Origin of the sequence: Streptomyces sp. NPDC051582 (assembly GCF_040681715.1) — a bacterium.
Taxonomy (GTDB): domain Bacteria; phylum Actinomycetota; class Actinomycetes; order Streptomycetales; family Streptomycetaceae; genus Streptomyces.
Genome location: NZ_JBFAZJ010000008.1, coordinates 24875 through 37524, shown reverse-complemented (window position 1 = coordinate 37524; position 12650 = coordinate 24875). Strand labels below are relative to the sequence as shown.

Here is a 12650-nt window from a genome sequence, read left to right as displayed (position 1 = left end):
GTGGGACCCGCAGTGCGGCCCTTCCGCAGCTTTGCATAAAACTGCGGGAGTACGTATAGTCATGCCATCGAGGAGGAGGGTCCGATGGTGGTACGTGTAGCGGTGGCCGGAGCGAGCGGATACGCGGGCGGGGAAGTCCTGCGCCTGCTGCTCTCCCACCCCGAGGTCGAGATCGGCGCGCTGACCGGCAACTCCAACGCCGGACAGCTCTTCGGCAGCCTCCAGCCGCACCTGGTGCCGCTCGCCGGCCGGACCCTTGAGGCGACCACGCCCGAGGTCCTCGCCGGCCACGATGTCGTCTTCCTGGCACTGCCCCACGGGCAGTCCGCGGCCGTCGCCGCAGAGCTCGGCGAGGACGTCCTCGTCATCGACATGGGCGCCGACCACCGGCTCAAGGACTCCGCCGACTGGGACGCCTTCTACGGAGCCCCGCACGCCGGCACCTGGCCCTACGGGCTCCCCGAGCTGCCCGGTGGCCGCGCCGCGCTGGAGGGGTCCAAGCGCATCGCGGTTCCCGGGTGCTTCCCGACCGCCGTCACCCTCGCGCTCTTCCCGGCCTACGCCGCGCAGCTGGCCGAGCCCGAGGCCGTGATCGTCGCCGCGACCGGCACCTCCGGCGCCGGCAAGGCGCTCAAGCCGCACCTGCTCGGCTCCGAGGTGATGGGCTCCGTCAGCCCCTACGGCGTGGGCGGCGGGCACCGGCACACCCCCGAGATGGTGCAGAACCTGAGCCCGGTCGCCGGGCAGAAGGTCTCCGTCTCCTTCACGCCCACCCTCGTACCGATGTCGCGCGGCATCCTGGCCACCTGCTCCGCCAAGGCCCTGCCCGGCACCACCGCCGACGCGGTGCGCGCCGCGTACGAGAAGGCGTACGCGGACGAGCCCTTCGTGCACCTGCTGCCCGAGGGCCAGTGGCCGGCCACCTCGTCCGTCCACGGTTCCAACGCCGTTCAGATCCAGGTCGCGTACGACGGGTCCGCGCAGCGGATCATCGCGATCAGCGCCATCGACAACCTGACCAAGGGCACTGCCGGCGGCGCGCTGCAGAGCATGAACATCGCCCTCGGGCTCCCCGAAGAACTCGGGCTTTCCACGATCGGAGTCGCGCCGTGAGCGTTACGGCAGCACAGGGGTTCACGGCCGCGGGCATCGCGGCCGGGATCAAGGCGAACGGCAACCCGGACCTGGCCCTCGTGGTCAACAACGGTCCGCGGCTGGCCGCGGCGGGCGTCTTCACCTCCAACCGCGTCAAGGCGGCGCCCGTGCTCTGGTCCGAGCAGGTCCTGCGCGGCTCCGTGATCAGCGCGGTCGTCCTCAACTCCGGTGGTGCCAATGCCTGCACCGGCCCCAAGGGCTTCCAGGACACCCACGCCACCGCCGAGAAGGTCGCCGCCGCCCTCAACGCACACGGCCCCGGCGGCGAGCACAACGCCGGCGAGGTGGCCGTCGCCTCCACCGGCCTGATCGGCGTGCTGCTCCCCATGGACAAGCTGCTGCCCGGCATCGACACCGCCGTCGCCGCTCTCTCCGCCGACGGCGGCGAGGACGCGGCCATCGCCATCAAGACCACCGACACCGTGCACAAGACGGCCGTCGTCACGCAGGACGGCTGGACGGTCGGCGGCATGGCCAAGGGAGCGGGCATGCTCGCCCCGGGCCTGGCCACCATGCTCGTCGTCCTCACCACCGACGCCGACGTGGACGGCGCCGCCCTCGACCAGGCGCTGCGCTCCGCCACCCGCACCACCTTCGACCGGGTCGACTCCGACGGCTGCATGTCCACCAACGACACCGTCCTGCTTCTCGCCTCCGGGGCCTCCGGCCGGGTGCCGGGGTACGAGGCCTTCGCGGAGGCCGTACGGACCGTCTGCGACGACCTCGCCCGCCAGCTGATCGGCGACGCCGAGGGCGCGAGCAAGGACATCCGCATCGAGGTCGTCGGCGCGCTCACCGAGGGCGACGCGGTCGAGGTCGGCCGGAGCATCGCCCGCAACAACCTGCTCAAGTGCGCCATCCACGGCGAGGACCCCAACTGGGGCCGGGTGCTCTCCGCGATCGGCACCACCCGGGCCGCCTTCGACCCCGACCGGCTGAGCGTCGCCATCAACGGCGTCTGGGTCTGCAAGAACGGCTCGGTCGGTGAGGACCGCGACCTGGTCTCCATGAAGGACCGCGAGGTCCGCATCACCGCGGACCTGGCCACCGGCTCAGAGTCCGCCGTGATCTGGGCCAACGACCTGACCGCCGAGTACGTCCACGAGAACAGCGCGTACAGCTCATGAGCGACGAGAAGGCCGGCCAGCCCGGCACCGCAACCGCGCGCAAGCACACGGCGCTGCCCAAGGCGCAGATCCTCATCGAGGCCCTGCCCTGGCTCACCCGTCACAACGGCAAGGTCGTCGTCGTCAAGTTCGGCGGCAACGCCATGATCGACGAGGACCTGAAGGCCGCCTTCGCCCAGGACGTGGTCTTCCTGCGCCAGGCGGGCCTGAGGCCCGTCGTGGTGCACGGCGGCGGCCCCCAGATCAATGCCCAGCTCGACAAGCAGGGCCTGGTCAGCGAGTTCAAGGCCGGCCTGCGCGTCACGACCCCCGAGGCGATGGACGTCGTACGGATGGTGCTGGCGGGCCAGGTCCAGCGCGAGCTGGTCGGGCTGCTCAACCAGCACGGGCCGCTCGCCGTCGGCATGACCGGCGAGGACGCCCACACCATCACGGCCACCCGGCACACCCCGGAGATCGACGGCGAGCTCGTCGACATCGGCCGGGTCGGCGAGATCACCGCCATCGACACGGGCGCGATCGAGGCGCTGCTGGCGGACGGCCGCATCCCGGTCATCTCCTCCATCGCACGCAGCGACGACGACCACCACGTGTACAACGTGAACGCCGATACGGCCGCCGCGGCGCTCGCCGCCGCGCTGGGCGCCGAGACGCTGATGGTGCTCACCGACGTCGAGGGCCTCTACGCGGACTGGCCGAGCAGCGACGAGGTCATCAGCCGGCTCACCGTCAGCGAGCTGGAGAAGCTGCTGCCCGAGCTGTCCAGCGGCATGGTGCCCAAGATGGAGGGCTGCCTGCACGCCGTGCGCGGCGGGGTGAGCACGGCCCGCGTGATCGACGGGCGGGTCCCGCACTCGATCCTGCTGGAGATCTTCACCGACGAGGGAATCGGCACGATGGTCGTGCCCGACGCACAGGGAGGGGAACCCGCGTGAGCGGCAACCAGGAGACGGGCAACCAGCGGTACGCGGCCCGCTGGCAGGGTGCGCTGACCGACAACTACGGCACCCCCGCGCTGGCCCTCGTACGCGGCGAAGGCGCCCGGGTCTGGGACGCGGACGGCAAGCAGTACACCGACTTCGTCGGCGGCATCGCGGTCAACGCCCTCGGCCACGCCCACCCGGCGATCGTCGAGGCCGTGACCGCGCAGGTCTCCACCCTCGGCCACGTCTCCAACCTCTACGCCTCCGAGCCGGTCCTCGCGCTCGGCGAGCGGCTGCTCCAGCTCTTCGGCCGCCCCGGCAGGATCTTCTTCTGCAACTCCGGCGCCGAGGCCGTCGAGGCCGCTTTCAAGATCGGCCGGCTGACCGGGCGGACCCACATGGTGGCCACCGACGGCGGCTTCCACGGCCGGACCATGGGCGCCCTCGCGCTCACCGGCCAGCCGAAGAAGCAGGAACCGTTCCTGCCGCTGCCCGGCGAGGTCACGCACGTACCGTACGGCGACGCGGAGGCCCTGCGGGCCGCCGTCACCGAGGAGACGGCCCTCGTGATCATCGAGCCGATCCAGGGCGAGAACGGCGTCGTCGTACCCCCGGCCGGATACCTGACGGCCGCCCGCGAGATCACCCGGGCCACCGGCACCCTCCTCGTCCTGGACGAGGTGCAGACCGGGATCGGGCGCTGCGGCCACTGGTTCGAGCACCAGGCCCACGAGGGCGTCGAACCCGACGTCGTCACGCTCGCGAAGGGGCTGGGCGGCGGTCTGCCGATCGGCGCCGTGGCCACCTTCGGGCCGGCCGCGGAGCTGCTGCGGCCCGGCCAGCACGGCACCACCTTCGGCGGGAACCCCGTCGCGTGCGCCGCCGGTCTCGCCGTCATCGACACCATCGCCGCCGAGGGCCTGCTCGACCGGGTCAAGGCGCGCGGGGAGCAGCTGCGGTCCGGAATCGAGGGCCTCGGCGGGGGGAAGGGCCACCCGCTGGTCTCCCGCGTCCGTGGCGAAGGCCTTCTCCTGGGTATCGTGCTGACCGGGCCGTTCGCACCGCAGGTGCAGCAGGCGGCCCAGGACGCCGGCTTCCTGGTCAACGCGCCCGCCCCCGACGTCGTACGGCTGATGCCCCCGTACGTACTCTCAGAGGCCGAGGCGGACGCGTTCGTCCGGGCCCTGCCCGGCATCCTCGACGCAGCCAATGGGGACGGACACACCGGGGAATGAGACGACGATGAGCCAGGCCCAGGACCACGACGAGTGGGGCTCCCCCCGGACCGATTCCGGGGGAGGGCCGTCCGTTCCGCAGACCCGCACCGCCCGCCACCGCCGGATCGTGGACATCCTCAACCGGCAGCCGGTGCGCTCGCAGAGCCAGCTGGCCAAGCTGCTCGCCGACGACGGGCTGAGCGTCACCCAGGCGACGCTCTCCCGCGACCTCGACGAGCTGGGCGCGGTCAAGATCCGCAATACCGGCGGCGAGCTGATCTACGCGGTCCCCAGCGAGGGCGGTTTCCGCACCCCGCAGGCGCCGCTCGGCGAGTCGGCGAAGGAGGAGCGGATGCGGCGCCTCTCCGGGGAGCTGCTGATCTCGGCGGAGGCCTCGGCGAACCTCGTCGTCCTGCGCACCCCGCCGGGCGCCGCCCAGTTCCTCGCCTCCGCGATCGACCAGGCCGAACTCCGCGAGATCCTCGGCACGATCGCCGGCGACGACACGCTGATGCTGATCAGCCGTGACCCCTCGGGCGGCCAGGCCCTCGCGGACCACCTGCTGAGGCTGGCCCAGAAGGAGGGCTGACCGCCCCGGGCGGGTCCCACGGCCCGTCAGGTCCCGTGCGGCGGGCGGTACGGCGGACGTCCGCGGTACCGCCCGCCGCCGGCGGACACCCGCGGAGAGCGGCGCGTCCCTCAATAGCGGGTGACGGCGAGCGCCCCGTTCCCGGTACCGATGGCGATGTGCGGGCGGCGGCGCGGATCGGCCCAGCGCAGGATCGCGCGCATCGCCGACTCCGGCACCGAGACGCAACCGGCCGTCGCCCCCTTGCCGTTGACGTGCAGGAAGATGCCCGCGCCCCGGCCCCGTACGGGCCGCTCGTAGTTGAACCCGATGACCAGCGCGTGCGCGTACTGCTTCTCGTACGTGACCAGGTGCTCCGCCTCGCCCGGCGCGCAGTGCGCGGGCAGCGGCTCGGTCCACCGGTTGTACGCGGGCGACGCGTTGTCCTGGCACCACCAGGAATCGGGGGTCACCCGGCGGTAGCGGAACTCCGTCCCGGCCGGCGCGCGGCGGATCCCGAAGGCGTACGGGAGCTCGTACAGGCCGGTCGGGGTCGTGTTCGTGCCCTGGGTGCGGCTCGCGCCCTCGGTCAGTCCGTTCGCGCCGAAGCGCGCCTCGGCGCCGCCGGCCTCGTACCAGCGCCCCGCCCTGCGGTCCCACCAGGTCAGCCGCCCGGTGGTGGACCCGGCCGCGGGCGCGACGGCCGTGATGAGCTGGCTGCCGCCGCCGGTGTCGGCGAGGCGGGCGGGCAGCGGATCGGACCCGTACGGGCCCTGCGCGAGCAGGCTGGTGACGATCGTTACGCCGATGACGAGAGCGGTACGCAGCACATGTCAGACGGTACGGGGCGGAAGGGGCAGCGGCAGCGCAGGCAGGCCGTCGAGGCTCGATCCGATGAACTCCTTCTTCTCGCAGTACTCGCCGAACTCCTCGTCGCTCTTGCGGCCGAAGTACTCGGCGTGGAGGGTGCGCTCGCCCTGGTACTCCATGAACGGGACGGCGTACCCGCACACGTCGGCGATCCGGCGGGCGTGCACGAGGATGACCGCCCGCGCCGAAGGCCCGTCGGCCGCCCCGAACAGGCCGATCAGCTCACCCCAGCGAGGGTCGTCGCGGAAGACGGCCTCGCCCTCGCCGTGGATGCGCACGATGTTGGGCGGGCCGCTGAACGCGCACCACATCAGCGTGATCCGGCCGTTCTCGCGGACGTGGGCGATGGTCTCGGCGCCGCTGCCGCCGAAGTCGAGGTAGGCCAGGGTCTGCTCGTCGATGACGACGAGCGTGCCGGCGCGGCCCTTCGGGGACAGGTTGACGTGGCCGTCCCCGGCGAGCGGGGCGGTGGCCGTGAAGAAGACCGGCTGCTCCTCGATGAACGAGCGGAGCCTGCCGTCTATGTGTGCGTGCAGCTTTCCCATGAGGGCCATTATCCGGCGGGGTCGCAGGGCGCACAGGGAATGGCGAGCTGCGAGCGCATCCGCCCCATGACGTACTCGCTGAACAGCCCTGTGCAGCGGTCCAGCAGGAGGCCCACCTCGGGGTCGCGCACCGGCAGCGCGGGCGGCCGGTCGGGGGACCACAGGCTCTGCACGCGCTGGGCGGATATGCGGCGCAGTGCCGGATCGGCGTCGGTCAGCAGTTCCACGCAGGCGCGCAGTCCGATGACCCCGCCGCGGGCGTACAGCACCCGGTAGGCGGCCCGGCGGGTGTGCGCGGGGCGGCCGGGCGCGATCCGCTCCAGCAGCCACTCGGCGGGCAGCCGGTCGGCGACCTCGGCCAGGCTCAGGGAGGCCTCCCGGGCCACCGTGGCCGACGGGTCGTCGAGCAGGGGCCGCAGCAGGTCCACGTCGGTGGTGTCCAGCGCGCGCAGCCCGGCGATCGCGGCCGCCCGCACCGCCTCCGCGGGGTGGTCCAGCAGGCGGCGCAGCAACGGCGCGTCCGCCCGCCGGGCACACTCGGCGAAGCCGGTGACGGCGTACGGGGTCACCCGGGCCGGGTCCTCGATCAGGGCGCGGCAGTGGGCGTACGGGTCGCCGCCGTCCTGCCCGACCAGCCGGCGCGCGCAGGCCCGTACGAGCCCGGAGCGGTCGGCCAGGAAGCCGGCCGCCTCGCCGGAGCGCCCGGCGCCGCGCAGAGCGGTGACCCCGCCGGAGCGCACCATCGGGTGGTGCCCGCGCAGCAGTGCGTCGATCGCCTCGTCGTCCGGCCCGTCGGCGGCCAGGGCGGCCAGTGCGGCGTCCGCCCACACCCGGGCCGTAGCGGGATCCTGCTCCTCGCCGGCCCTCCGGGCCAGCTCCCGTACGCCGAACAGTCCGGCACCGAGCGTGATGCGGGTGGCGAACCGCCGGGTCGGCAGGTCCCCGCTGCGCCTCAGCCAGCCGAGCACGGTGTCGGGCTGCTCGCCGGTCATCGTGCGCGCGTCCCGCGCCGGGCGCCACCACTGCCCGGCGCGCGCGGGGCGCCACCAGGGGCTGGGCACCGGGTCCTCGGCGCCGAGGACCGTCTCGAACAGCTCGTGCGCCCAGCGGCCCTGTTCGCGCCGGGACAGGCGCAGGACGAGCGGGGTGAGGTCGATCAGCGTGGGCGCGGGGTCGCGGGCCAGGGCGTCGGCGAGCACCCGCCGGGCGCGCTCGCGCACGGCGGGCACCCAGTCGGTGCAGCGGATCGCGACGAGCGGGAGCGGCGGCTTCGGCGTCCGGAGCGCGGCCTCGCGGACCCGGCCGTCGGGGTGGCACAGGCGCACCTCGATCCGGTCGGCGCCGCGGGGCCCCGGGAACCAGGCGCAGTGGCCGCGCCGGATCTCCGCGTCGAAGGAGATCCAGGAATCCGGCAGGACGGGGCGGGCGACGCCGCCGATCCCGAAGCGTCCGCCGCGCAGCAGGCCCGCCGCCGCGGCCCGGCCCTCATCGGTCCGTCGCCGTGCCCCGACTCCCATGTGCCCTCCCCAAGTGGTGCGGAGCGCCGATCCTAGGCCTTCGTGACCTGCCGACGCCCGTGATATTCGCGCTGGTCAGCGGGGTGCACACCGTGCTCGATTGACGAAACATGCGACGCAATGCATAGTTATGCTTACGGTAGTCCGGGGCCCGGGGCTTCATCGGGATCGCCGGTCTCCCGTCGAAGGGTGCGGCGCGCCGCGACCCGGCCCGAGCCCGGCTCGTTACCCCAGTACCACGTCGCCCTCCCCGTGACCTCCGCGGCGGGGACGCCGAAGCACATCCACGCACACGTTCTTGAGGAGCAGCAGCTGTGAGCAGCAACAACGGTGGTGACGTCCGGCTCTGGGGCGGCCGGTTCGCCGACGGCCCCGCCGAGGCCCTCGCGAAGCTGTCCGCGTCGGTCCACTTCGACTGGCGCCTCGCGCCGTACGACATCGCCGGATCCCGCGCCCACGCCCGGGTGCTCGCCAAGGCGGGCCTGCTCACGGCGGACGAACTCGACCGCATGATCGCGGGCCTGGACCGGCTCGAAGCCGACGTCGCCGACGGCTCCTTCACCGGGACCATCGCCGACGAGGACGTGCACACCGCCCTGGAGCGGGGCCTGCTGGAGCGGCTCGGCGCCGACCTCGGCGGCAAACTGCGCGCCGGCCGTTCCCGCAACGACCAGGTGGCCACCCTCTTCCGGATGTACCTGCGCGACCACGCCCGGATCGTCGGCGGCCTGATCGCGGAGCTCCAGGACGCGCTGGTCGGCCTCGCCGAGACGCACCACGACGTGGCCATGCCGGGCCGGACCCACCTCCAGCACGCGCAGCCGGTGCTCTTCGCGCACCACGTGCTCGCCCACGTGCAGTCGCTGTCCCGGGACGCGGAGCGGCTGCGGCAGTGGGACACCCGGACCGCCGTCTCCCCGTACGGCTCGGGCGCGCTGGCGGGCTCCTCGCTGGGGCTGGACCCGGAGGCGGTCGCCGCCGACCTGGGCTTCGAGCGGGGCTCGGCCGGCAACTCGATCGACGGCACGGCCTCGCGCGACTTCGTCGCCGAGTTCGCGTTCATCACCGCGATGATCGGGATCAACCTGTCCCGGATCGCGGAGGAGATCATCATCTGGAACACGAAGGAGTTCTCCTTCGTGACCCTGCACGACGCCTTCTCCACCGGCTCGTCGATCATGCCGCAGAAGAAGAACCCGGACATCGCGGAGCTGGCGCGCGGCAAGTCGGGCCGGCTCATCGGCAACCTGACGGGCCTCCTCGCCACCCTGAAGGCACTTCCCCTGGCCTACAACCGGGACCTCCAGGAGGACAAGGAGCCGGTCTTCGACTCCTGCGACACCCTTGAGGTCCTGCTCCCGGCCTTCACCGGGATGATGGCCACCCTCACGGTCCACCGGGAGCGGATGGAGGAGCTGGCCCCGGCCGGGTTCTCCCTCGCGACGGACATCGCGGAGTGGCTGGTCAAGCAGGGAGTGCCGTTCCGCGTCGCGCACGAGGTGGCCGGCGAGTGCGTCAAGGAGTGCGAGGCGCTCGGGATCGAGCTGGACGAGCTGACGGACGAGCAGTTCGCGAAGATCTCGGAGCACCTGACGCCCGAGGTCCGCACGGTCCTCAACGTGCCGGGCGCCCTCGCCTCCCGCAACGGCCGCGGCGGCACCGCCCCCTCGGCGGTCGCCAAGCAGCTCGCGGAGCTGAAGGCGGACCTGGTCATCCAGCACGCCTGGGCCACGCACAAGCAGTAGCCGCACGGCGCTGCCCCCGAACGTCCGCGGCCTTGCGGCCCGCACGCCCGGGGCCCTCCGGGGCCCGGGCCCTGTACGTCCGCACGCCGCGGGGCGCCCGCAGGGGCGGCCGGAGCCCACGCTCCGGCCGCCCCTGCGCCATGTCCGGCCGCGCGGCTCCGCGGCCACGCGGCCACGCGGCTCCGCGGCCACCGGCGCCGGACGGGCCCCGGTGGCCCCGGCCCGTCACTGCGCCCAGCGGGCCAGCGCGTCGAAGTCCGGCCGGGTCAGGCCGATCTGCTCGTCGATGCGCATCAGCAGGGCCCGCGCCGGGTGGCGCTGGTCCGTGTACTCGCGGTCCGGTTGCGTGATGTCGTCGTCGATCCAGGCGAACTCGCGGGAGCCCGCGTACTCCAGGACGTACTGCGTCTTCCAGAAGGTGCCGCGCGGGGCCCGGCCGTGCATCCGGGGCCAGTCGATGTAGGGCAGGCGCGGCAGGCCCAGGTGCGGTCCTATCCAGTCGTTCGCCTCGTCCTTCCAGGTGGTGGCCCACACCAGCTCGTACCTGTCCGCCAGTGCGAGCAGCTCCGCGCCGTGGGCGCGGTTCAGCCAGACCCGCAGCGGCCGGCGGCTCTCGGCCTCCGTCCAGCCGGTCGGGCGCATCCGGTGGGTGGAGTACCCCTGCGGGCGGCGCTGGGCCCGGGCCGCGTAGGGGTTCAGCGGGCCGTCCACGTCGATCAGCAGCAGTGGCTTCATGGGGCGAGGATTCCTCTCCGGCCGCCTCGTGGCAGCTCATTATTGCCCCGAGTGAGACATTCACGTCTCATTCGGGGTATGCTTGTCTCATGGCCATGGACCGTGACCAGGTGCTCCGCGACGCCGCAGCCCTGCTCTCCCGCAAATCGACCGCCACGATGGACGAGGTCGCCCGCGCCGCAGGCATCGGGCGCGCGACCCTCCACCGGCACTTCGCCGGGCGCGACGCCCTCGTACGAGCCCTCGAAGAGCTCGGCATCCGCCAGTTCGAGACGGCCTTCGACAACGCCCGCCTCGACGAGGGCACCGCGGTCGAGGCCCTGCGCCGGCTCGTCGCCGAAGCCGAGCGCGACGCCCAGCTGCTGGCCTTCCTCGTCACCGAGAACCAGCTCTTCGAGGGCGACCAGGTCAACGAGGGATGGGCCCGGCTCGACGCCCGCGTCAGCGCGCTCTTCCGGCGCGGCCAGGCGGAGGGCGACATCCGGATCGACCTGAGCCCCGCCTGGCTCACCGAGGCCCTCTACGGGCTCATCGGCACCTGCGCCTGGGCCGTCATGGACGGCCGGGTCGCCGCGAAGGACTTCCAGTACATGATCATCGAGCTGCTGCTCGGTGGCGCACGACGGAGCGTGGAGAAATGAGCCGCACAGCACAGCTGACCAAGGGGCAGGAGACGGAGGCGAGCGGGGCCAAGGGGAGCAAGGGGCGCTGGCTGGCGCTCTCCGTGCTCGTCCTGGCGGTCCTGCTGGTCGCGGTGGACGCCACCGTACTCGGTCTCGCCACGCCCTCCATCAGTGAAGACCTCAAGCCGTCCGGCACCCAGCTGTTGTGGATCGGCGACATCTACTCGTTCGTCATCGCCGGTCTGCTCGTCTCCATGGGCTCCCTCGGCGACCGCATCGGCCGCAAGAAGCTGCTCCTGGTCGGAGCCACCGCCTTCGGCGCGGTCTCCGTCCTCAACGCCTACGCCACCAGCCCCGAGATGATGATCGTGGCCCGGGCCCTGCTCGGCGTGGCCGGCGCGACGCTGATGCCCTCGACCCTCGCGCTGATCCGGAACATATTCCACGACCCCCGGGAGCGCAGCCTCGCCATCGGCATCTGGGGCGCGACCGCCTCGGCCGGTGCGGCCGTCGGGCCCGTCGTCGGCGGAGTCCTGCTCCAGCACTTCTGGTGGGGCTCGGTCTTCCTCATCAACGTGCCCGTGATGATCGCCCTCGTCCTCATCGGCACCAAACTGCTGCCCGAGTCGAAGAACCCGGTCGCCGGCCCCTGGGACCTGACGAGCGTGGCCCTCTCGCTCGTGGGCGTCATCGGAGTCGTCTACGCCGTCAAGGAAGCCGCCACCCACGGCATGACCTGGGGCGTCGCGGTCTCGGCCGGGCTCGGCGCCGCGTGCCTGTACGGCTTCGTGCGCCGCCAGTTCAGCCTGCCGTCGCCGCTCCTGGACATGCGGCTCTTCAAGCACCGCGGCTTTTCCGGGGCGGTCCTGGCCGACCTCCTGACGGTCTTCGGCCTCTCCGGCCTCGTCTTCTTCCTCTCCCAGTTCCTCCAGCTCGTCCAGGGCCGCGACACCCTGGAGGCGGGTCTGGCCGAACTGCCCGCCGCCATCGGCGCGGTGGTCACCGGCCTGGTCGCCGGGCGCTACGCCCGCCGCTACTCGGTACGGTCGATCGTGACCGGCGGCCTCGCGGCCATCGGGCTCGCGCTCGGCGCGCTCACCCTGATCCACAAGGAGAGCGGCTACCCGCTGCTCGGAGCGGCCCTGCTGGTCGTCGGCCTCGGCGCCGGCTTCTCCTTCACCGTCACCGCCGACGTGATCCTCTCCAGCGTCCCCAAGGAGCAGGCGGGCTCGGCCTCGGCCGTGTCCGAGACCGCGTACGAACTCGGCGCGGCCCTCGGCATCGCCCTGCTCGGCTCCATCGTCACCGGCGTCTACCAGGGCTTCACCGCCCCGGCCTCGGTGCCCGGACCGGTCGCCGACGCCGCGCACGAATCGCTGGGCGGCGCCGTCGAGGCCGCCAAGGCGCTGGACCCCGCCACCGCGCAGACGATGGTGGGCGCGGCCCAGGACGCCTTCGTGGACGGACTGCGGCTCGCCTCCGGCGTGGGCGCGGCCGTCCTGCTCGCCACCGCGGTGGCGGCGTGGTTCCTGCTCAGGGGCCAGAAGCTCCAGGACGGCATCGCACACTGACGCCCCCAAGGGGTGGTGTCCTGAACACAGTTGACAGTCCGTCGACCTGAAGGA

At 72.9% G+C, this 12650-nt stretch carries 12 protein-coding genes; 8 read left to right on the top strand and 4 right to left on the bottom strand.

Annotation, left to right across the window (positions count from 1 at the left end; all coding sequences use genetic code 11):
* Positions 1–84: 84 nt before the first annotated feature.
* From argC to AB0M92_RS13055, 5 genes are read left to right on the top strand one after another with little or no spacing between them, the layout of a single operon-like run.
* Positions 85–1113, top strand: a complete 1029-nt coding sequence (gene argC / locus AB0M92_RS13075) for an N-acetyl-gamma-glutamyl-phosphate reductase (protein WP_366102206.1) — start codon at positions 85–87, stop codon at positions 1111–1113.
* Entirely contained in the window at positions 1110–2282 is a 1173-nt protein-coding gene (gene argJ / locus AB0M92_RS13070) for a bifunctional glutamate N-acetyltransferase/amino-acid acetyltransferase ArgJ (RefSeq protein ID WP_366102205.1), read from the top strand. The genes argC and argJ overlap by 4 nt, the downstream gene beginning before the upstream one ends.
* Positions 2279–3217: an acetylglutamate kinase gene (gene argB, locus AB0M92_RS13065; protein ID WP_366102204.1), complete on the top strand. Its 939-nt coding sequence runs from the start codon at positions 2279–2281 to the stop codon at positions 3215–3217. Before argJ ends, argB begins: the two co-directional genes overlap by 4 nt.
* Complete coding sequence (locus tag AB0M92_RS13060; RefSeq protein WP_366102203.1) at positions 3214–4440, top strand: acetylornithine transaminase; 1227 nt, start codon at positions 3214–3216, stop codon at positions 4438–4440. Before argB ends, AB0M92_RS13060 begins: the two co-directional genes overlap by 4 nt.
* Before the next feature lie 7 nt (positions 4441–4447).
* On the top strand, positions 4448–5011 hold the full coding sequence (locus tag AB0M92_RS13055; protein WP_366102202.1) for an arginine repressor: 564 nt from the start codon (positions 4448–4450) through the stop codon (positions 5009–5011).
* 110 nt (positions 5012–5121) lie between these two features.
* On the opposite strand, the gene AB0M92_RS13050 is transcribed toward AB0M92_RS13055, so the two are convergent.
* From AB0M92_RS13050 to AB0M92_RS13040, 3 genes are read right to left on the bottom strand one after another with little or no spacing between them, the layout of a single operon-like run.
* Positions 5122–5799, bottom strand: a complete 678-nt coding sequence (locus AB0M92_RS13050) for a L,D-transpeptidase family protein (protein ID WP_366102373.1) — start codon at positions 5797–5799, stop codon at positions 5122–5124.
* A 24-nt stretch (positions 5800–5823) separates the two neighbouring features.
* Positions 5824–6405, bottom strand: a complete 582-nt coding sequence (locus AB0M92_RS13045) for a pyridoxamine 5'-phosphate oxidase family protein (RefSeq protein WP_366102201.1) — start codon at positions 6403–6405, stop codon at positions 5824–5826.
* Positions 6406–6413: 8 nt separating this feature from the next.
* The gene (locus AB0M92_RS13040; RefSeq protein ID WP_366102200.1) at positions 6414–7922 is read right to left on the bottom strand and encodes a hypothetical protein; all 1509 of its coding nucleotides are present in this window, start codon (positions 7920–7922) and stop codon (positions 6414–6416) included.
* A gap of 314 nt (positions 7923–8236) precedes the next feature.
* Here AB0M92_RS13040 and argH point away from each other — a divergent pair, with 314 nt between their 5' ends.
* On the top strand, positions 8237–9667 hold the full coding sequence (gene argH, locus AB0M92_RS13035) for an argininosuccinate lyase (protein ID WP_366102199.1): 1431 nt from the start codon (positions 8237–8239) through the stop codon (positions 9665–9667).
* A gap of 225 nt (positions 9668–9892) precedes the next feature.
* On the opposite strand, the gene AB0M92_RS13030 is transcribed toward argH, so the two are convergent.
* Positions 9893–10402: an HAD domain-containing protein gene (locus AB0M92_RS13030; RefSeq protein WP_366102198.1), complete on the bottom strand. Its 510-nt coding sequence runs from the start codon at positions 10400–10402 to the stop codon at positions 9893–9895.
* A gap of 89 nt (positions 10403–10491) precedes the next feature.
* On the opposite strand from AB0M92_RS13030, the gene AB0M92_RS13025 reads away from it, so the two are divergent.
* Positions 10492–11043 carry a helix-turn-helix domain-containing protein gene (locus AB0M92_RS13025; RefSeq protein ID WP_366102197.1) on the top strand — a complete coding sequence of 184 codons (552 nt, stop codon included), beginning with the start codon at positions 10492–10494 and terminating at the stop codon, positions 11041–11043.
* The gene (locus AB0M92_RS13020) at positions 11040–12596 is read left to right on the top strand and encodes an MFS transporter (RefSeq protein ID WP_366102196.1); all 1557 of its coding nucleotides are present in this window, start codon (positions 11040–11042) and stop codon (positions 12594–12596) included. The genes AB0M92_RS13025 and AB0M92_RS13020 overlap by 4 nt, the downstream gene beginning before the upstream one ends.
* Positions 12597–12650: the final 54 nt, after the last annotated feature.